General features: G+C 62.6%; 18 protein-coding genes. 8 read left to right on the top strand and 10 right to left on the bottom strand.

All coding sequences use genetic code 11. From position 1 onward, the window contains the following. Positions 1-2 precede the first annotated feature (2 nt). From NPS29_RS23450 to NPS29_RS23440, 3 genes are read right to left on the bottom strand one after another with little or no spacing between them, the layout of a single operon-like run. Complete coding sequence (locus NPS29_RS23450) at positions 3-203, bottom strand: DUF1656 domain-containing protein (protein WP_274135466.1); 201 nt, start codon at positions 201-203, stop codon at positions 3-5. Next, on the bottom strand, positions 193-2,379 hold the full coding sequence (locus tag NPS29_RS23445) for an FUSC family protein (protein ID WP_274135465.1): 2,187 nt from the start codon (positions 2,377-2,379) through the stop codon (positions 193-195). The genes NPS29_RS23450 and NPS29_RS23445 overlap by 11 nt, the downstream gene beginning before the upstream one ends. Next, positions 2,376-3,890, bottom strand: coding sequence for an efflux transporter outer membrane subunit (locus NPS29_RS23440; protein ID WP_274135464.1), 1,515 nt, complete (start codon positions 3,888-3,890; stop codon positions 2,376-2,378). Before NPS29_RS23440 ends, NPS29_RS23445 begins: the two co-directional genes overlap by 4 nt. A 181-nt stretch (positions 3,891-4,071) precedes the next feature. Between NPS29_RS23440 and NPS29_RS23435 the strand changes: the two genes are divergently transcribed. Further along, positions 4,072-5,019 (top strand): LysR family transcriptional regulator, encoded by a 948-nt coding sequence (locus NPS29_RS23435; RefSeq protein ID WP_274135463.1) that lies wholly within the window; start codon positions 4,072-4,074, stop codon positions 5,017-5,019. 194 nt (positions 5,020-5,213) lie between these two features. Next, a complete protein-coding gene (locus NPS29_RS23430) occupies positions 5,214-6,188 on the top strand; it encodes a 2-hydroxyacid dehydrogenase (RefSeq protein ID WP_274135462.1) in 975 nt (324 codons plus the stop codon). Between the two features lie 114 nt (positions 6,189-6,302). Here the strand turns inward: NPS29_RS23430 and NPS29_RS23425 are convergent, their stop codons facing one another. After that, a complete protein-coding gene (locus NPS29_RS23425) occupies positions 6,303-7,202 on the bottom strand; it encodes a DMT family transporter (RefSeq protein ID WP_274135461.1) in 900 nt (299 codons plus the stop codon). Between the two features lie 234 nt (positions 7,203-7,436). On the opposite strand from NPS29_RS23425, the gene NPS29_RS23420 reads away from it, so the two are divergent. Continuing rightward, positions 7,437-8,309, top strand: coding sequence for a helix-turn-helix domain-containing protein (locus NPS29_RS23420; protein ID WP_274135460.1), 873 nt, complete (start codon positions 7,437-7,439; stop codon positions 8,307-8,309). Positions 8,310-8,410: 101 nt separating this feature from the next. Here the strand turns inward: NPS29_RS23420 and NPS29_RS23415 are convergent, their stop codons facing one another. From NPS29_RS23415 to NPS29_RS23390, 6 genes are all read right to left on the bottom strand, one after another. Next, on the bottom strand, positions 8,411-10,777 hold the full coding sequence (locus NPS29_RS23415; RefSeq protein ID WP_425312551.1) for a TonB-dependent siderophore receptor: 2,367 nt from the start codon (positions 10,775-10,777) through the stop codon (positions 8,411-8,413). 133 nt (positions 10,778-10,910) lie between these two features. Next, entirely contained in the window at positions 10,911-11,906 is a 996-nt protein-coding gene (locus NPS29_RS23410) for a FecR family protein (RefSeq protein ID WP_274135459.1), read from the bottom strand. Beyond that, complete coding sequence (locus tag NPS29_RS23405; RefSeq protein WP_274135458.1) at positions 11,903-12,469, bottom strand: RNA polymerase sigma factor; 567 nt, start codon at positions 12,467-12,469, stop codon at positions 11,903-11,905. Before NPS29_RS23405 ends, NPS29_RS23410 begins: the two co-directional genes overlap by 4 nt. Before the next feature lie 9 nt (positions 12,470-12,478). Continuing rightward, complete coding sequence (locus NPS29_RS23400; protein ID WP_274135457.1) at positions 12,479-12,811, bottom strand: DUF3325 domain-containing protein; 333 nt, start codon at positions 12,809-12,811, stop codon at positions 12,479-12,481. Then, positions 12,811-14,457 carry a PepSY-associated TM helix domain-containing protein gene (locus NPS29_RS23395; protein ID WP_274135456.1) on the bottom strand — a complete coding sequence of 549 codons (1,647 nt, stop codon included), beginning with the start codon at positions 14,455-14,457 and terminating at the stop codon, positions 12,811-12,813. Before NPS29_RS23395 ends, NPS29_RS23400 begins: the two co-directional genes overlap by 1 nt. Next, complete coding sequence (locus NPS29_RS23390; protein WP_425312550.1) at positions 14,454-14,819, bottom strand: DUF3649 domain-containing protein; 366 nt, start codon at positions 14,817-14,819, stop codon at positions 14,454-14,456. The genes NPS29_RS23395 and NPS29_RS23390 overlap by 4 nt, the downstream gene beginning before the upstream one ends. 211 nt (positions 14,820-15,030) lie before the next feature. Here NPS29_RS23390 and NPS29_RS23385 point away from each other — a divergent pair, with 211 nt between their 5' ends. The 5 genes from NPS29_RS23385 (at position 15,031) to NPS29_RS23365 (ending at position 20,559) form a co-directional block, all read left to right on the top strand. Then, positions 15,031-15,534 (top strand): sigma-70 family RNA polymerase sigma factor, encoded by a 504-nt coding sequence (locus NPS29_RS23385; protein WP_274135454.1) that lies wholly within the window; start codon positions 15,031-15,033, stop codon positions 15,532-15,534. A 32-nt stretch (positions 15,535-15,566) separates the two neighbouring features. After that, on the top strand, positions 15,567-16,523 hold the full coding sequence (locus tag NPS29_RS23380; RefSeq protein ID WP_274135484.1) for a FecR domain-containing protein: 957 nt from the start codon (positions 15,567-15,569) through the stop codon (positions 16,521-16,523). A gap of 210 nt (positions 16,524-16,733) precedes the next feature. Then, positions 16,734-19,091, top strand: coding sequence for a TonB-dependent Fe(3+) dicitrate receptor FecA (gene fecA, locus NPS29_RS23375; RefSeq protein ID WP_274135453.1), 2,358 nt, complete (start codon positions 16,734-16,736; stop codon positions 19,089-19,091). 314 nt (positions 19,092-19,405) lie between these two features. Next, positions 19,406-19,828, top strand: coding sequence for an HPF/RaiA family ribosome-associated protein (locus NPS29_RS23370; protein ID WP_274135452.1), 423 nt, complete (start codon positions 19,406-19,408; stop codon positions 19,826-19,828). A gap of 410 nt (positions 19,829-20,238) precedes the next feature. Beyond that, positions 20,239-20,559 carry a DUF3509 domain-containing protein gene (locus NPS29_RS23365; RefSeq protein ID WP_274135451.1) on the top strand — a complete coding sequence of 107 codons (321 nt, stop codon included), beginning with the start codon at positions 20,239-20,241 and terminating at the stop codon, positions 20,557-20,559. Positions 20,560-20,618: the final 59 nt, after the last annotated feature.

Below are 20,618 nucleotides of genomic sequence, written 5' to 3'. Positions count from 1 at the left end.
CCTCAATGGTAAACAGTGAGCGCCATCGCGCCGAAAATGCAGCTGAACAGGCTCAGACGCAGCAGCGCCGGATGCCAGAAGAAACGGTACAGATCGAGCCCGGACATGAAGCGGTCCAGGGCCCAGGCGAGCACCATGGCCACCAGGAACATGACGGTCACGGTGGGCATGTAAACGCCGTGGAAGGCGATTTCACGAGGCATGGAAAAGTCCTTGCGCGGCTTGGGCCGGCGCGTAGGCGGCCAGTGGCGATTGCGGGTCGAGCAGGCAGGTGCGGATGAAGTGCAGGTAGCTCTTGACCCGCCGCAGTGCCGAGGTATCGAAGTGCGGGGCGAACGGCTCGTCGGTGTTCTGCACGCAGATGATCGCGTGGTCCACCGCGTACAGGCTGCGCGCCAGGTTGTGGCGATCGGGAGCTATGAACAGCCGCACCAGCGAACGGCCCATGGCGCGGATCGCCTGGCGCCAGGCCTGGGATTCGGCGTAGCTTGGGTGCACCGGCAAGGCGTCCTGCTCGCGGCGCAGTTCGATGATCGCGTGGCCGATCTCCTGCACCACGAACATCCAGCGCAGCAGGTTGCGCTGCACCTCGGGTTTACCAGCGGCCAGCCCGTAGGCCTGATGCATGAGGTCGCGGGTGCGGCTCTCGAAGTTCGAACGGATGCCCTTGAGCGGCGCGCTGATGGCGAAGCTCACCTGCTGGCGCAGATCACCCTCCAGCCTGCGCCAGAACCAGCGGCTGTTGGGCGGCATGATGATCGCCCCCGCCGCCGCACACAGCAGCATGCCGATGACCATGGCGATGTAGTCGTTGATGAATGCGTAGGGGTTGTAGACCGTCAGGTTGTCCGGCGCCGAACCGATGCTGAAAAAGATCAGCAGCCCCAGCCCGACACCCACCCACTGCGGCCTCGTGGTCAGGAACGCGCCGAAGGCGAACACCGGCGCCAGCACCATGCATAACAGCGGAAAACCGTCGATCTGCGGGAACACGAAAAAGGTTTCGAAGAAGCCGATCAGTGCGCCCAGGGCCGTGCCGCAACCCATCTGAAACGCCATCCGGCGCGGGTTCGGCGTGGTGGCCGACAGGGCGATGGTCGCCGCCGACACCAAGGTCATGGTCGCGCCACTGGGCCAGGCAGTGGCGACCCAATACGCCGACATCACGCCCAGAATCACCGTGGCGCGCAGGCCCGAGGCGAGCGACAGCATCCAGTTGGTGGTGTTGACGAACGGCTCGACCCACTTCTCACGCTCGTGGCTGTGATCGGCCAGCGAGGCGTGGGTTTGCGCGTAATCGTGCATGTCGTCGACGAAGCGGTAGAGCAGCTCGAAGGCGGTGTGGAAATCCAGCAACTCGTCGTCAGTCGGGTCGGTCTTGACGAACTCCGCGCGCAGGCTGCGAACCTGGCTCGGCAGCTCGCTCTTGTAGACGCTCAGGCGCGCGGCGAGCGACGCGGCATCGGCGTCGGTCAGGGCGCGTCCGGCGAAGTGTTCGAGCAATTCGGCAAGGGTTCGCAGGCCGGGTTCGATGGCCTGTATCGCTGGTGTCTCGCCGCGACGTCGCAGACGCTCAAGCAACTGATGCAATGCGTTGAAGCGCGTGGTGATGCTCATGAATTCGCTGTTCAGGCGGTTCAGGCGGCCGTTGCGCCGACGCATGTGCGGGTCTTCGAAAACCGTGACCGCGCGCAGGCCTTCCAGCCCCACGGCATCGGCAATGAAACGCACGTTGCTGGCCTCGGTCGCTGCCGGGTCAGTCTCGCCGCGCAGCCCGCTGACCACGAATCGCGCAAAAACGCCGAAGCGCTGATACAGCGCATTACGCATGGCGGCGCCCGAGCTTTGCGGCAGGATCGCGGCAGTGACCAGGGTCGAGCAGACGATCCCCAGGGAAATCTCCAGCACCCGCCACATGGCCGCCATGAACGCGGTTTCCGGATGGGCCAGGGCTGGCAGGCCAGTCATCGCCGCGGTGTAACCGGCGAGCACGAAACCGTAGGCGCGAAAGTTGCGATAGCGCGCAGCCCCCGCGCAGCAGAAGCCGACCCAGATCGCCAGGCTGCCCAGGAACAGTTCGCTGTTCTGGGCGAACAACGCCATCAGGGTGACCATCACCACGGAGCCCGCCAGGGTGCCCAACAGGCGATAGAAACTCTTGGCGAACACATGCCCGCTCTGCGGCTGCATGACGATGAACACGGTAATCATCGCCGTGCGCGGTTGCGGCAGCTCCAGGCGCATCGCGACCCAGTAGGTCAGGAATGCCGCGAGCAACACCTTGGCGATGTAGACCCACGTCACCCCGTCACTGCGCGCCCAACCGTTGAGTTCACGGCGCCACTCCAGGGATCTGAACCAGCTGAGTGCGCTGTTCATTTTTTGTCGAAAACCTTCAACAACGCCGGGGTTTTCGGCGCGGCGATCTTGTCTGCGGCCGGCGAATCATTGCCCGCCATCAACCCACCACCCAACGCCACCACCAGCTCGGCGTGCACGGTCAGGCGTGCGGCCTGGACCTGCTGCTGCACCTGCTCCTGATGAAACAGCAGGGTCTGCGCGTTCAGCACATTGAGGTAATCCGTCAGCCCGCGCTGGTACGCAACCATGGCGATGTCATAGGTTTTCTGCGCTGCGGCCACCGACTGGTCGGCGAACACCTGCTGCTTGTTCATCGACTCACGACGAATCAACTGATCGGAAATGCTCTTGAGCGCGTTCACCAGGGTTTCGTTGTACTGCGCTACCGCCGCGTCGTAACCGGCCGAGGCCACACCCAGTTCAGAGCGCAGACGGCCGCCGTCGAAGATCGGCAGGCTGATGGCCGGGCCGACGCTGTAGTTGAATTTCTTGCCGGTCAGAAATTCCAGCATCCCGCCGCCAGTGGCCATGTAGCCCAGGCTGCCCATCAAATCGACGTTGGGGTAGAAACCGGCGTGCGCAACATCAATGCCCCGGGCCTGAGCGGCCACGCGCCAGCGGCTGGCGACCACGTCCGGACGCTGGCCGAGCAGTTGCGCCGGCAACGCCGATGGCAGCTTGAGTGCTGTCTTCAACGACAGGCCCGGACGCTGGATCGAGGCGCCTTCACCCGGCCCTTTCCCTGCGAGCGCAGCGATCTGGTTGCGGCTCAGGGCGATGGCTTCATCCAGGGAGTCGATCTGGCGATGGGTTTCCGGCAGCGGCGTTTCCGCCTGGCTGACTTCGAAATGGGTGCCGATGCCGCCTTTGAGGCGACGCTGCGCCAGTTCCAGAATCTGTTGCTGCTGGGCCAGGGTCGCCTCGACGATGTCGCGCTGGGCGTAGTTCAACGACAGCTGGATGTAGGCACGTACGATGTTGTCCTGCAATTCCAGTTGCGCCTGGCGCTCCTGGGCCGCGCTCATGTGCGCCAGGTCCAGCGCCTGCTCGGTGTTGTTGCTTTCCCGGCCCCACAGGTCCAGGGAATAGCTCAGGCCGATGGAGGCGTTGTTGTCCCAGGTGCTGGTGTTGGACAGCTCGCCCGGGCCGTAGAACTGGTCGGTAGGCCAGTTATGCCGCTTGAGCGTGCTGTCGCCGTTGATCTGCAGGGATTCTGCCGACTCGGCGATCCCGGCCATGGCCTTGGCCTGCCGCACGCGGGCAGCGGCCATCGCCAGGCTGGGGCTGCCCAGGGCTGCGAGGTCGATCCAGTGGTTGAGCTGATCGTCGCCATAGGCGCGCCACCATTGGCCATCTGGCCAGTGGGCGTCCTTGGCGGCCTCCTTGATCGCCTCGTCCGTCGCCAGCGAATCGGGCGACATCGAGGTGTCTTGGGGGGCGATTCCGCCGGTTCCAATGCAGCCGCTGATGAGTAACGTTAAAGCCCAGACACTGAGGGGCTTGAGCCCTCTGAGGATGCGACGCGGCACAGCTGCAATTACCCGAATGGAGGAGGAATGATTCGAGCCGCGATTCTAGGATGCGCCTGATACGGCGATAAGCCGGGACTTCTGTGAATCTTTGTTACCGAACGGAAGATAATCCATTGGTATAGCTGACATGGATCAGTAACTTCATGTCACAATTTGCCATCTCACCAGAGAACGGCCCATGGACACTCTGCAAAACATGCGCGCTTTCAGTTGCGTGGCACAGGCGGGCAGCTTCACGGCTGCCGCGGCTCAACTGGACACCACCACCGCCAACGTTTCCCGTGCCGTTTCCAATCTCGAAGCGCACCTGCAAACCCGACTCCTGAACCGCACCACCCGACGCATCGCCCTGACTGAAGCCGGCAAGCGCTACCTGCTGCGCTGCGAGCAGATTCTCGGCTATGTCGAGGAAGCGGAAGCCGAAGCCAGCGACGCTCATGCGCGCCCCGCCGGGCAACTGAAGGTGCATTCGATGACTGGCGTCGGCCAGCATTACGTGATCGACGCCATCGCCCGCTACCGGCGCAACCACCCGGACGTGTCGTTCGACCTGACCATGACCAACCGCGTGCCGGACCTGCTCGAAGAAGGCTACGACGTGTCCATCGTGCTGGCCAGCGAGCTGCCGGACTCAGGGTTCGTGTCGCAGCGCCTGGGCATCACCTACAGCATCGTGTGCGCCTCCCCCGCCTACATCAAGGCATTCGGCATGGCCCACAAGCCGGCGGACCTGCTCAACCACGCGTGCCTGCGCCTGGTGAGCCCCGTGTTCCCGCTGGAGAAATGGGCGTTCGACGGCCCCGAAGGCCAGGAAACCGTGACCATCGCCAGCTCGCCGTTCCTGGTGAACTCGGCCGATGCGATGAAAGCGGCCATCAGCAGCGGCATGGGCATCGGGATCCTGCCGATCTACTCGGCCATCGAAGGCTTGCGCAATGGCTCGCTGGTTCGCGTGCTGCCGCACTACCGCTCCCACGAGCTGAACCTGTACGCGATCTATCCGTCGCGCCAGTACCTGGATGCCAAGATCAAGACCTGGGTCGAGTACCTGCGCGGCTCGCTGCCAGAAATCATGGCAGCCCACGAGGCGGATTTGCAGACCCATGTATTGCCGGAGATGGTGTAACGGATAACGCCCGCTTTTGTAGGAGCGCGCTTGCCCGCGACGGCGGCGTATCAGACGCACCGTCGATGTCTGACACCATGCGGTCGCGGGCAAGCGCGCTCCTACAGTCAACCGCCGCAGCCCTGCCAATCCCGTCGCAAGAATGTTAGCGTGCTACGCACTTCCCATCTGAACCGCCCGAGAGAAGCTATCCGATGAAAAAGACCGTCCTTGCCTTCAGCCGCGTGTCCCCGGAAATGGCCGAGCGCCTGCAGCAAGACTTCAACGTGATCATCCCGGACCCGAAAAAGGGTGATTTGAACGAACAGTTCAACGAAGCGCTGCCCCACAGCCACGGCATGATCGGTGCGGGCCGCAAGCTGGGTCGCGAGCAACTGGAAAGCGCAAAGCAGCTGGAAGTGGTTTCAAGCATCTCGGTGGGTTACGACAACTACGACGTCAGCTACCTCACCGAACGCGGCATCATGCTGACCAACACCCCTGACGTGCTGACCGAAAGCACCGCGGACCTTGGCTTCTCGCTGATCATGAGCAGCGCCCGTCGCGTCGCCGAGCTGGATGCCTACACCAAGGCCGGCAACTGGAAACGCAGCATCGAAGCGCCGCATTTCGGCACCGATGTCTACGGCAAGACCCTGGGTATCGTGGGCATGGGCAACATCGGCGCGGCCGTGGCCCGACGCGGTCGCCTGGGCTTCAACATGCCGATCATCTACAGCGGCAACAGCCGCAAGACGGCGGTCGAGCAGGAGCTGGGCGCGCAATTCCGCACTCTGGATCAACTGCTGGCCGAAGCGGATTTCGTCTGCCTGGTGGTGCCACTGAGCGAGAAGACCAAGCACCTGATCAGCACCCGCGAACTGGGCCTGATGAAGAAGAGCGCGATCCTGGTGAACATCGCCCGCGGCCCGATCGTCGACGAGCCTGCGCTGATCGAAGCCTTGCAGAACGGCACCATTCGCGGTGCAGGGCTGGATGTGTACGAGAAGGAGCCTCTGGCCGAATCGCCGCTGTTCCAGTTGAGCAACGCCGTGACCCTGCCGCACATCGGCTCGGCCACCCACGAAACCCGCCAGGCCATGGCCGACCGCGCCTACGCCAACCTGCGTGCGGCGTTGCTGGGCGAGAAGCCACAGGATCTGGTGAATCAGCAGGTGTGGAAGGGTTGAAGTCCTTCAGCGTCTGATACATCGAATCGCGAGCAAGCTCACTCCTACAGGGATCGCACTCCCCTGTAGGAGTGAGCTTGCTCGCGATAGCGGTATCACAAACACCCACATTTTTTAAGCCAGCTTCGCTCCCACCGGCACCACCGCCTTGGGCTTCCTGAACACCAGCACGTTGCCCACCATCACCAGCACCAGCCCCATCAGCGCGGGCAGGGTCCATTGGTAGCCTTCGGCATACGCCGAAACGTTGAGCGCCACCACCGGAAACAATACCGTGCAATAGGCCGCGCGCTCTGGGCCCATGCGGCCGACCAGCGTCAGGTAGGCCGTGAAGCCAATCACCGAGCCCGGAATCACCAGATACAACAGCGAGCCGATGTAGCGCGCATTCCACTCGAACGCGAACGGCGTGCCGCTGACCAGGCAATACACGCTCAGCATCGCCGCGCCATACAGCATTCCGTAGGCGTTGGTGGTCAGCGGGCGCAGGCCGGCTTTCTGTTGCAGGCTGGACAGCATATTGCCCGCCGAGAAACACAGGGTGCCGAGCAGCGCCAGGCCCAGTCCGATCAGGGTTTCGCGGCTGGCGCTGTGCCCCGACAGTTCAGGCCAGAACAGACAGCCCAGTCCCAACAAGCCAAGCGCGCCGCCGGTCAGCACGTTGCGGGCGATCTTCTGCTTGAAGAACACCCGTGCATTGAGCGCATTCCACAAGGTCGAGGTCGAGAACACCACGGCCACCAGGCCGCTGGGAATCCATTGGCTGGCGTGCAGAAAGCACATGAAATTGACGCAGAACAGGCACAAGCCCTGGGCCAGGCAGATCAATTGTCCGCGACGATTGACCTTCTGCAGCTTGCCGCTGACCAGCAGCATGGCGAACAGAATCAACGCCGCCAGACCGAAGCGGTAAACGATGGATACCGCAATCGCCACCTCACCCAGTTGCAGTTTCAGGGCGATCCAGGTGGTGCCCCAGATCAGGACGGTCAGCAGGTACAACGAGATGTTCATGACGGGCTCCTCAATGAAGCTTGAGTCTGAGGGGCGTCGCAGGCGGGCATTTGCAAAATCTTGCGCTTTTGATCGCGTCCAGGGGGTACGATGCAAGGCCAAGCGGTACGCTATCCCCTCGTAGCAGCACGGCCGGGCGGCGTTCCGATGCCGGCGGGGGCGGCCTTGAGATCGCTCCCGCCGGCAAGCCGTGCTGCTACGGGATGTTTATCGCCAGATGCTACGAGAACCGGCATGTCGTCACTCGATCAGATCCAGGTGTTTCAGTCGCTCAACAGCTCGCCCCACGCGCAGTTGGAGCAGAGTGCTGCCCTGGGCGATGGCGTGGTGGCGGCGCTGTGGAACAACCGGCACGATTCCCAGGATTATCACGCGCCGAGTCACCACACCCTGTCCTGCTACATCGCGGGCGGCACCGGCACCTACCGTCGCGACCAGCCGCGCCTCAAGGGCGCGCCGGACAAACTCTGCGTGCTGCCGGCCGGGCATCAGTCCTCATGGGTGATCAACGGCGACATCCGCCTGGCCCACCTCTACATCAGCCCCGAACAGTTCGCCCTCAACTGCGTCACCCTGCTGGACCGCGAACCACGGGAGATGATGCTGCGGGAAAACACCTTCATCGACGATCCGCAGCAGGCTGCGCGCTTTCATCGCCTGATCGGCATGAACTGGAGCGAGCCGGGAGAGCGCCTGCAGACCAGCAGCCTGGCCCACGAACTGCTCGACCACATGATTCTGGGCCAGGTCGGGCTACGCGATGGCCTGCGCCTGAAAGGCGGGCTGGCACCGCACCTGCGTCGGCAACTGGTGGAGTTCATCGAGCAGAACCTGGCCGAGCCCTTGAGCCTCGGGCAACTGGCCTCGATGTGCGCGCTGTCTGAATACCACTTCGCCCGCATGTTCCGGGAAAGCTTCGGCCTGCCGCCACACCGGTACCTGCTGGCCCGCCGCATGAACCGCGCCCGGGAACTGCTGCGCACGACGCGAATGGCCTTTGGCGAGATTGCGCTGGAATGCGGCTTTGCCAGCGCCAGCCACTTCAGCAACAAGTTCAAACAGGCAATGGGCGCAACAGCCGGGGAATATCGGTCGGCGTTTCAGTAAAAGCGTGTTTTGAGTCGATCCCCTCGTAGCAGCACGGCTTGCCGGCGGGAGCGATTTCGAAGACGCCCCCGCCGGCAAGCCGTGCTGCTACGGAACGTGTTTCAGAATTCGAGCGTTGTGGCCAGGATTACCTGCCGCGAATCCCCCATCGACACGAAGAACCGGCTCACCGCCGAGCTGTAATAGGTGCGGTCGAACAGGTTCTTCACGTTGAGCTGAAACTTGACCTTCTGCCCGTCCAGCCGGGTTTCATAGGTGGCGAAGGCATCAGCGACCGTGTAGCCAGGCAAGTCGAAATCGTTGTCCGGGTTACCGGCGCGCTCGCCCACGTAATGCGCCCCGGCGCCTGCCCGCAACCGGTCGCCGCCCAGCATCGAACCGAAGTCATACACCGCCGACAGCGAGCCGCTGTGCCGGGGCACGTTCTGCAGGCGATTGCCAGTCAGCGTCGGATCCTTCACCACCCACGCGTCGGTGAAGGCATAGCCGCCGATCAGGCTCCAGCGCTCCGAAAGCTGCCCGCTCAGGTCCAGTTCGACGCCTCGGGAGCGGACCTCGCCTGCGGTTGTGTACACCGTATTGGCGGTCAGCGAATCGAAATTGGCCACCAGCACATTGCGCTTCTTGATGTCGAACAGCGCCAGGCTTGCGCTGATGCCGTCGTCCGAATCCCACTTGGCGCCCAGCTCCCAGGCGCGGGATTGCTCGGGCAATGTGGCGGAGTCCAGTACCGTGCCGCCGGCCAGCGCGGCGATGCTGGAGTTGGGCTTGAACGACTCGGTGTAGCTGCCATAGAACGACAGCTCATCGGTGTAGCGGTACACCAGCCCCGCGCGGGGAATCCACTTCTGGCCATTCAGATCGGTATTGCGGGTAAAGGGCGTGCCCTTTCCCGCCTGCTGATCGAACACCTGATAGCGGGCGCCAGCCACCAGGATCCAGTGATCGGTGAGGTGAACGGAATCCTGAAAAAACAGCGAGTCGCTGCGCAGGAGGTCCACCTGGTTGCTGTCCGCCACGCTGACCTGAGTGCCTTCCACTTCCTGGCCGTAGACAGGGTTCAGATAGCTGAAGGCGTTGAGGCTCCTTTGCCGGATCAGTTCCCCGCGATAGATTTTGCGGTACTCGTCGTCGAACCCGAACAGCAGATCATGTTGCATGCCCGCGAAGCTGACATTGCCGTTGAGGGTCAGGGTGGTGAAGCGATCAGTGCTCAGGGCATCGCCGGTGCCATCCATCGAGCGCGTTAGGGTGCCGTTGGCCGGGTTCACCGCCGTGATGCGCACCTGGCTGGCATCGTAGGTTTCGCGGTTGTAGCTGTAGCCCAGGTGGCCTTGCCAGTTGTCGTCGAACTGATGATCGGCCTCGAAACGGTAGAGCTCCGAGCGCCCTTCCATGTCGTTGAACGGCTCATCCAGACGGCGTGTCGCGGGGATGTCCAGCGGACGGTTGGTGCGTGGGTCGATGGCCGTGCCCCGGTCGAAGGGCGAGAGGAATTCGCGATGCTCATATGCGGCCAGCAACTGGGTGTCTTCGCCGTACCAGGCCAGCGAAGGTGCTATCAGCGACTCGCGATGCACGCCGTAGTTGCGCCAGTAATCTTCGTCTTCATGATCGACGATCATGCGGTAGGCCAGCCCGCTCTGCCCCAAGGGACCTGTGCTGTCCAGCGTGCCGCCGCTGCCATTCTTGCCCGAGCCGTAGGTCGAGCCCCGTGCGGTCAGCGCATTGTAGGCCTGCAATTGCGGGCGCTTGCTGACCACGTTGATGACGCCGCCAGGATCCTGAATGCCGTACAGCAGCGACGCCGGGCCCTTGAGCACTTCGATGCGCTCGGCAGTGGCATTGAGGCTGCGACCCTGCACCACCGGCATGCCGTCGCGGATGATCGCGCCGTCGCGGTTGTCGCCGAAGCCGCGTTTCATCAAGGTGTCCTGGGTGCTGCCCAGCGTGTTGCCCTGGGTCACGCCGCTGACGTTGCTCAGCGCATCGTCAAGATTGCGCGGCGCCTGATCGCGCAACACCTGCGCAGGAACCACGCTGATAGTCTGCGGGGTTTCCAGCCGTGACGCGGATGAGCGCATCACCGAGGTGCTGACCGGGAGCTGATAACTTTCGGCTGCGTTGCGGCGCGAGTCGATCCGGGTCAGGCCCAGGGTAAGCGCGCCATCACTGGCAATGGGCTCCAGGGTGAAGGTGTCGGCCGTAACGCGGCGAAAGGTCAGGCCGGTTCCGCCGAGCAACCGCTGGAGGGCCTGCTCGGCGCTCATGGAACCGCTGATAGCGGGCGCATCGACGCCGTAGGGCGCGTCCTGGGTGTAGATCACGCCCTGCCCCGTGACGCGGCTGAAATCGCTCAGCGCCTGGGGCAAGGGCCTGGCCGGGATCGAAAAATCATAGGCAGGCTGCGCCGCCTGGATGCAGGTGCTCCAGGCGGTAAGCAGAGAAATGCCGAACCAGATTTTCAATCAGATATGCCTCTCGTAAGACCCGAAGCATTCACTGTAGGAGCGCGCTTGCCCGCGATCGCGCTGTGTCATGCGCTGAAGATGTCACAGACACACCGCAATCGCGGGCGAGCGCGCTCCTACAAAAGCTCCATCACCGGATCACAATCACTCGCCCCAGGGCTTCGTACTGCTCGAACCCGACGACCGACTTCAACGCCGTCAACACCGCCACCGGGTCGTTGCTGGGGAAGCTGCCACTGACTTTCTTCGCCGCCAGTTGATCGTTGAGCACGATGATGCGACCGGGGTAATAGCGGCTCAGGTCGTTGAGCACGTCGGCCAGCGGGGTGCGGTAGTAGTTGAGCCAACCCTGGCGCCAGGCCAGTTGGTTTTCGCTGTCCACCGCTTGCGGGTCGGTGGTGTGCGTCTGATCGTAGGCAACCCGCTGCCCTGCCGTGAGTATCTGCTGGGGCAGGTCGCTGGCCGCTTTCACGCCCACCCGCCCGGACAGCACCGTCACCTGCGCACCGGCAGGCTGAAGCCGCACCTCGAACTGCGTGCCCAGCACACGGGTTTCGCCCTGGCGGCCATCGACCACGAACGGCTCGCCGGTGTGAGTCACTTGAAAGAACGCCGCGCCCCGACGCAACTGCACGTGGCGCTCGCCGCCTGTGAAATGCACGGCGATGGCGCTGTCGGCATCGAGGGTCACCTGCGACTGATCGGCCAGCGTCACGGTGCGCACCTGCCCCGGCGCAGACACATAATCGGCGCCGAAATCGTCGGCCCAGCGCTGCGGCTGCCAGCCCAGGCCCATGCTGACCATTAGCAGCAGGCACGCCGCCATTGCCAGCGATGCGCCCCAGTACGACCGAGAACGGCGCGGGGGTGCATCCATGGCCGCCAGCAGCGCCTGCAATGCCGCGTCGTCTTCCCGGGCCAGTGTCGCGGCGGGTTCCTCGCTCATCTCCCAGACGACCTGCGCCTGAGCATAGGCCTGGGCGTGCGCGGGATCGGCTTGCAGCCATCGGCTGAACCGCGCCTGGTCCGCAGCCGTTGGCTGGTTGTGCAACAGGCTCAGCCAGCTCAAAGCCGCATCCTGTTGTTCGGGGGTGATCATGGCGGTGGATTCCAGGGGCGCTTTCATCGACGAGCGTCCTGATCCAGGCTCGCCTTGCAGGCTTGCAAGGCGCGCATCATATGTTTTTCCACGGCACTTTGCGAAAGCCCCATGGCCTTGGCGATCTCGGCGTATTTGCGTCCATGGATGCGGTTGAGCAGGAATATCTGCCGGGTCTTGTCCGGCAAGCCACGCAGGGCCGCTTCGATGTGGCGCAGGTCGTTGCTGGCCTCCAGCGCAGCCTGGGGCTCGTCGCTGCGCAATTCCTGCTCGTCGGGGATCAGCCCTTCGTTGATCCGCGCCCGCGTGCCTTCGGTGCGCAAATGATCGATGGCGATGTTGCCCGCGCAACGCAACAGATAGGTGTTGAGTTCCTCGACCTGCACCAGCGGTCGGCGCCAGAAACGCACGAACAGGTCTTGCACCAGATCGGCGGCGGTGGCTCGACAGCCGACCCGCCGGCTTACCAGCGCCTCCATCTGCGGGCGCTGGGACAGGAAGACTTTCAGAAAATGGGCGCGAGCCGCCTGGGGGGCGTCCTGATCGGCATCAGTGGGAGCCGCACCAGGCGGCGGGGTGAGGTCGATCATTGAAAGGGCTCAGGCCAGAAGTTGAAAGCAGGCAGCCACCGGGCAGAGCACTGCACCGATTGCCGCCAACGACACGGCCAGCCTTGGCCAATAAGACATCACGAAAACCAGAACAAACGCGCTGCCCATGAGCGCGGCAAACCATTGCACCAACGCCTGCCCCACGCTTAGCGAAACCAGAGCGACCCACAATGACAAGGCCAGCACGCCCCAGCCCAGCCATCTCGCCGCCCGGCTCCGTGCAACTGAAAGCGAAGCGCCAAGCAGATCCTCGGCGTGGCGGTTCATGGACAGGCACAGCGCAGTGAAACCGACGTAGCAGAGCAAGGTGGCCAGAAGCATCAGCGGGCCTCCTGCACGGCGGTGCCTTCGCTGACGCCTTCGCGAGCAAGCTCGCTCCCACCGGTCAGTGTCTGGCGAGAATCCTGCTTACGACTCGAACCTGTAGGAGTGAGCTTGCTCGCGATCAAGCCCTGCCCCTCACCGCGAAACCCCAAGGCTCCCCACGCCAGGAACACTCCGGTGGCCAACGCAGTCAGGTCCAGCGCTGCCAGCGTCCACTGCCCCTGCTTGAGCGACGCCCAAAGATAACTGCCCGCCGTAACCATATCCAGCACCGGCAACAGGCAGTACAAGGCCGCCGCCAGGGTCAGTTGCTCACGCCAGGCCGTGCGTCCGTCCCGGAAAAACACCCGGCCAAAGGCGTGCAGCAACGCCAGACCCCAGACGCAGAAAAACGTCTTCACTTCCCAGTCACTGCGTGCGGCGAAGCTCACCGGCAACAGACGGTTGGCCCAGAAGAAGCTCACCACCGCCAGCATCAGGCCGGACATGCTCGCCACGTTGAGCATCTCCACCAGCTTCAACTCGAACGGCAAAACGCCAGACTTGGCGTGCTTGAGCCGACGTTTACCGAGCCAGATCACCAGCCCGGTCGCAATCATCGCCGTGCCTCCGATCCCGGCGAGGAAATACAGCCAGCGCAGCAACGGCCCGGCGAAGTGGCCCATGTGCAACCCGTACATGCCGCCGGCCAGCAGCAGAGACGCAGCGGTCATGCTGCTCTCTTGGGTCAGCTCGCCGGTGACGCCGTTGAGCATCAGCGCCGTGCCCGGCTCGTGAGGAATGTGATCGGCGCCATTGCGGCCCAGAGCCACGGTTGCGTTGGCCTTGCCGGGATTGTTCACGGTAATCAGCCCTACCCGGCTGCCGTCCCATTTCTGCGTGGCCACTTCGAGCATGGGCACGATGGACGCCAGCGGCGCGGCTTCAGAGACCGGCGGGGCTGACTTGAACGCCGGAAACAGGTCGTCGAAGAATGCGCTGGTGTTGCTGCCGTAGGTGGTCAGGATACTGGCCGGCATGACCATGGTCATGAAGATGACCAGGCTGCTGTAGGTAATCATCAGGTGGAACGGCAGGATCAGCACGGCCACCGCGTTATGCCCGTCCAGCCAGGTGCGCTGGCCCTTGCGCGGGCGGAAAGTGAAGAACTCCTTGAAGATTTTCTTGTGGGTGATGATCCCGCTGATCAGCGCAACGAACATCACCATCGCCGCCACCGACGCCAGCCAGCGCCCCCATGGATGGGGCATCTGCAACTGGAAATGGAAGCGATAGAAGAACTCGCCACCCATGCTTTCGCGGGCCTGCACCGGCTGGCCGCTGACAGAGTCCAGGGATTTCTGTTCGAAGCCGCCTTTGGCCGGGTTGAACGTCAGGGCGATGTCCGGATTGCGCTCGTCAGGCAGGCGGATGAACCAGCGTTTGGCATCCGGGGCGTTGGCTTGCAGCCATTGCTGGGCACGCTCGGCAGCAACTGCATCGGAGACTTCGTGGGGGACGATTTCCGGCTGGGCCCACTGGGTGATCTCTTCCTTGAAGTACGAAAGCGTGCCGGTCAGGAAAATGGCGAACAGCAACCAGCCAAACACCAGCCCCGCCCAGGTGTGCAACCAGGCCATCGCCTGACGAAAACCCTCTTTCACACAAGCCACCGTGCGCAGGCGTAGACAGCCCCCAAAACCGCGCTCGGCACCAGCAGCCCAAGCCAGGCGCGCAAGGCGGTCCGACAGGCGAAACACCAGAGCACAGCCGGCAGATAGAACAGGAAGGAAAGGGTCATGGACAGCACCGCCGCCTCGGCCCGGGAAGACTGGAACAGCAGCGGCAGGAAATACGCCAGGCACACACTGGCAAGCGACGCCAACACGTAGCCTCCGATGACCGCCGCCAGCACTCGGGAGGCCACTGCCAGCCGCCAGCGCATGGAGACTTCGCCTGCGGCGCTTTTCTTCGGCGCGCGTGGGCGCTTTTCAGGCACGGGCGCAGGGGCCATCGCAGCGTCCATCAGCCGTCAACTCCGATGAAAGCGCAGATGCCTGAAGGGCATTGAATGTGAAGGGTCATCGACGTGATCTTCCTGAAATCGACCGCACGAAAATACACCGCTCCAGGGCGGCGTACAAAAGAACGCAATATTAATGATAAATATTCTCATATGCAAAAGAGTCTGACAGAATCGCCGCCTTTACTGGCCCAATCCCGGATCGCCGCTGTCCATGTCCACCGCCCCTTCTGCCCTGAACCCAACCGTTGAAGGTCTTTATAACGCCCATCACACCTGGCTTACGGGCTGGTTGCGGCGGCGATTGGGCTGCCCGCACAACGCGGCGGACCTGGCCCAGGACACGTTCGTCAAGGTATTGCTGGCCCGGGAAACGCTGCAATTGGTCGAGCCTCGCGCCTTTCTGACCACCATCGCCAAGCGCGTGCTGTGCAATCACTATCGCCGCCAGGAACTGGAGCGCGCCTACTATCAGGCGCTGGCCGAATTGCCCGAAGCGCTGGCGCCGTCCGAGGAAGAACGGGCGATCATTCTGGAAACGCTGGTAGAGCTTGATCAGTTGCTCGACGGCCTGCCGGTGCTGGTCAAGCGCGCCTTCCTGCTGGCTCAGGTCGATGGCCTGACCCACGGCGAAATCGCCGCACGGCTGGGCATCTCGGTGGCCACTGTGAAACGCCATCTGACCAAGGCAGCCATGCGCTGCTACTTCGCCCTGTGAACGCGCGTGCCCAGGGGCTGGGCGGCGACTCGATGAACCGCCCGGAAATCTCCCCGCAAGTCGCCGAGCAGGCGGTCAACTGGCTGATCGAGATGCAGAGCGGCCATCTGGACGCCGGCCGCCAGCAGGCCTGGCAGGCGTGGCTGAACGGACACAGCGATCACCAGCGCGCGTGGGCGCATATCCAGCGGGTCAATCAGCGCCTGCACGGCCTCTCCTCGCCTTTGGCTCACGCAGCGATCAACGCGCCAGCCTCCAGCAGCCGACGCCAGGCGCTCAAGTTGCTGCTGTTGCTGGGCGCAGGTTCGGTGGCTGCCTGGAGCATGCGCGACAGGATCGATCTGCCGCCAATGCTGGCCGACTACCGCAGCAGCATCGGTGAGCGCCGCAAACTGGCACTGGCCGATGGCAGCCAGTTGCAGTTGAACACCGGCACCGCGCTGGACGTGCGTTTCGACAACGGTCAGCGACTCATCAAATTGCTCGAAGGCGAAATCATGCTGACCGTCGCCAACGACCCAAGACCGCTGCACCTGCTCACCGCCGAAGGCAGCCTGCGCGCTGCAGCCAGCGGTACGCGGTTGAATCTGCGGCAGCTGGCCGGACGCACGCAACTGGCCGTGTTCGCAGGCAGCGTCGAACTGAGCCCGTTTGAACGGACCGAATCGATGCTGCTGGTCAAGGCTTCGCAACAGGTGGTGTTCAACCGCCGGCACTGGGACCCGGTGCGCCCGGTGGACAGCAGCAGCGGCGCCTGGGCCGACGGCATGCTGGTGGCCTCGCACATGCGCCTGGCGGACTTTCTGGGCGAGCTCTCCCGCTACCGTCGCGGGCACCTGAAATGCGACGAGAAAGTGGCCGACCTGCTGATCTCGGGCAGCTACCCGCTCAACGACAGCGAACGGATTCTCGACATGCTCGAAGTGGCGCTGCCGGTGAAGGTGCAGCGATTTACGCGGTATTGGGTGAACGTCCAAAGCCGGGCGTAACCCATACCATGTAGGAGTGAGCTTGCTCGCGATTGCGTCATAGCATTCACCTGCATTGTGACTGATCCACCGCCATCGCGAGCAAGCTCACTCCTACAGGACGGTGGCGATCAGCGTGGAAAAATATTTCAAACCCGGTGAGCTGATTTCCAACCCTCGCGTGACAGACAGGAAAAGCCCCCTTTATTCGTCTCGCCAAAGGACTCCTGCATGTCATCCCGACCGACCACTCTCTCGCCCCTGACGCGCACCCTGCGCCATGTGCTGTTCGGCGCCAGCCTTTCGATCACGGCAGGCTCCATGGCCTTCGCCGAAGAGACTCCCGCCAAGGCGTACCACATCGCACCCACGGCCCTGGAAACCGCGCTGAACCAGTTTGGCCGGGAAGCCGGGGTGCTGATTTCCTACGGCTCGAACGTCACCAGCGGCCTGAAGACTCGCGGCCTGGAAGGCAACTACACCACCGAACAGGCATTGGCCGCCCTGCTCGAAGGCACCGGCCTGCAAGCCAAGGGTGACGGCCAGGGAGGCTTTACCTTGCAGGCGGCCAACACCGAACAGCCCAGTGGCCAGATTGAACTGGGCGCCTCGAGCGTCGTCGGCGACTGGCTGGGTGAAGCGCAGCAGATCAATGTCTTCGAACACCCGGGCGCGCGGGATGTGATTCGCCGCGAAGAGTTCGAACGTGCTGGCGCGACGTCGGCCCGGGAAGTGCTCAACCGCATCCCCGGCGTCAACGCTCCGGAAAACAACGGCACCGGCAGCCACGACATGGCGCTCAACTTCGGCATACGTGGCCTGAACCCTCGCCTGGCAGCACGCTCGACCGTATTGATGGACGGGATTCCCGTGCCGTTCGCACCCTACGGCCAGCCGCAACTGTCCTTCGCGCCGATCAGCATGGGCAACATGGACGCCGTAGACGTGGTGCGCGGCGGCGGCGCGGTGCGCTACGGCCCGCAGAACGTGGGCGGCATCGTCAACTTCGTGACCCGCGCCATCCCCGACGCCCCGACCGTCAAAGGCGGCATCCAGACCGAAACCAGCCCGTCTTCCAGCCACGATGGCTTCAAGACCACCGGCAACCTCTTGGCGGGCGGCACCGCCGACAATGGCCTGGGCGGCGCGATTCTGTACTCCGGCGTACGCGGCGGCGACTGGCGCGAGCACAGCGACACCCAGATCGACGACCTGATCCTGAAGGGTAAATACCAGATCGATGAAGCCAACAGCCTGAACGCCGAAGCCCAGTATTACGAAGGCGAAGCCGACATGCCGGGCGGCCTGAGCGTGGCCGACTACGACGCCGATCCGTATCAGTCCACGCGCCTCAAGGACAAATTCTGGGGGCGCCGCACCATGTTCAACATCGGCTATCGCTATCAGGAAGATGCGCGGGAATTCACCGTCAACAGCTTCTTCACCAAGACCCTGCGCAGCGGCTATCTGGACCAGGGCTCGTTCATTTCGCTGTCGCCACGGGAATACTGGGTGCGCGGCCTTGAAACCCGATTCGCCCAGGGCTTCGGATTGGGTAGCACGCAGCACGAAATCGGTGTGGGTTATCGCTACATCAACGAAGCCGGTCATGAGCTGCGTTATCGCGAAAACACCGCGCTCAACCTGCTGCCTAGCACCGACAGCCGCAATGATCGCGATACCCGAGGATCCACAGAAGCTCATGCGTTTTTCATCGACGATCGCATCGATATCGGCAAGTGGACGTTCACCCCCGGCATTCGTTACGAGATGATCGATTCGGCCCAATCCAACAACCTGACCCACGTCAAATATCAGGGCGATTACAACACCGCCCTGCCCGCGCTGAACGTGCTGTATCACATGACCGAGAGCTGGAATCTGTACGCCAACACCGAGGGTTCGTTTGGCTCGGTACAGTACAGCCAGATGCCTAACCGGGTGGCTGGAGGCGAAGTCAAACCGGAAAAGGCGCGGACCTGGGAGCTGGGCACCCGCTACGACAATGGCAACCTGCGGGCGGAGATCGGCGCATTTCTCATCAACTTCGATAACCAGTACGAGAGCAACCAGACCAATGACACCGTCATTGCGCGCGGTGAAACTCGCCACCAAGGCATCGAGACCAGCCTCAACTACGCCCTCGATGGCTTGAGCCCGATGCTGTCCGGTTTCGACGTTTACGCCACCTATGCCTATGTGGACGCGACCATCCGCGAAGATGGGCCGAACAAGGGCAATCGCGTGCCGTTCTCGTCGAAACACAAAGGCACTCTGGGCGTAAGTTACACCGACGGCCCGTGGAAGCTGAACATGGACAGTTCGTACCAGAGCAGCCAGTTCGCCGACAACGCCAACACCTCCACCGAAAGCGCGGACGGCAGCACCGGCCGCATCCCCGGCTACATGCTGTTCAGCAGCCGCGCAGCCTACGATTTCGGCCCGCAGATGTCTGACCTGAGCGTCGCGGTCGGGGTGAAAAATATCTTCAACCACGAATACTTCACCCGCTCGTTCGACGACAACAACAAGGGCAAATACGTAGGCGAACCACGGACGTTGTACGTGCAGACGTCCGTAGCGTTTTGACCTCAGAAACAGACGTATAACCTGTAGGAGTGAGCTTGCTCGCGATGCTTTTTTTCAAGCCGCCACCCAAGCGTCTGAACGCACGTCATCGCGAGCAAGCTCACTCCTACAGGTCTGCGGTGATACAGCTGCCAGAGCGTAATTCGCGCGATACGGCACGCTTCGAATTCCTGCAAAGTTATTTCTGCAATGAAATATTTCTTTCGTTTTGGGGGTTGAATTGTTCTTCGTTCGGCGCCAACACTGTGAGTGAGGGCAGACGAAATTCATCCTCGTCGAGACTCTCCCGAGCAAGCCAAAGTAAGGGAAGAACTATGCAAATCCAGGTCAATAGCGATAACCACATCGAAAGCAGCATCCGACTGGAGGAGTGGGTACGAACCACCGTTGAAAGCACGCTCGACCGCTACGAAGAAGACCTCACCCGCATCGAAGTCCACATCCGCGACGAGAACGGCGACAAACCTGGCCCGCATGACATCCGCTGCCAGATGGAAGCCCGGCCCAAAGGCCACCAACCCGTATCCGTCACCCATAAGGCCGATTCCCTCGATCAGGCCGTGGACGGCGCCGCCGTCAAACTCGAACACGCACTGGGGCACCTGTTTGGCAAACTGCGCAGCAAACGTGGCGGTGTAACGTCCATCGACAGCGCGCGCAACAAAGACGATCTGGAGAACCCTGACGCCCTGTTGCAGGAAGAATTTCTGGAAAAAGACGAAGCCCTGCACGGCTAGCCAGCGGCTTCATAAATCGATCAATGGAGGGGGCGGGGCTGTGAAAACAGGCCCGCCCTTTTTATATGCACTCAAAGCAGGCAGCCCGCGCACAAGTGGTGCTTGCCTGCAACTTACGAAGCAATTGGCCAGTACTTAAGTATTAATGAATAACGGTGAACCCGTTCACATCGTTATCGCTGAAAGGTTTAATCGAGCGGCTGATAATGCCGTTCGTCCTGAATGGCCCGAACCCTGCAAGTTCCTGATTATCGAGCCTCCACCCTCTGCAAGCCCCATTTTCTCTGGCTCGACGGCAGTTGAATGTCTTGGGACCCGGGTGCGTTTTCTCCAACCGTTGATCCAGCGTCGAGAACTAAACGCACCGACCCCAAGTCAACTAACGCAGACCGATCATCAGGTAACCGCTCATGGATAACCCTTTTCAACAGATCACCGATGCATTTCACCCAGACTATCGGGTCAACCTGAGCATCCAGGATCTGGACGGCACCATCATGCTGACGCTGTCCAACGAGTCGGGCGTGGTCGCCAAGCGCCTGATCAGCACCGAGCAGCGCAACTCACCCAAACGCCTGCGCCGCCTGATCGAGAGCGTGCAGTTCGGCATCGCCATCGAGCAGGGCCACAGCGCCGTGAAGATCCTCACGGCCATGACCGACGGCGACCTCAAGCAGTTGACCCCGCGCAATCATTTCTCCAATCGCCCGCAGCTCAACGTGGGTATCTGATGCATACCTCATCCCCGTAGCAGCACGGCTTGCCGGCGGGGGCGTCCTCAAGATCGCCC

The sequence above is a fragment of the Pseudomonas putida genome, assembly GCF_028682175.1.
In the GTDB taxonomy this organism is placed as follows: Bacteria; Pseudomonadota; Gammaproteobacteria; order Pseudomonadales; family Pseudomonadaceae; genus Aquipseudomonas; species Aquipseudomonas putida_AD.
Note: the sequence above shows the minus strand (reverse complement) of the source record. Positions and strands in the feature narration are given on the sequence as shown.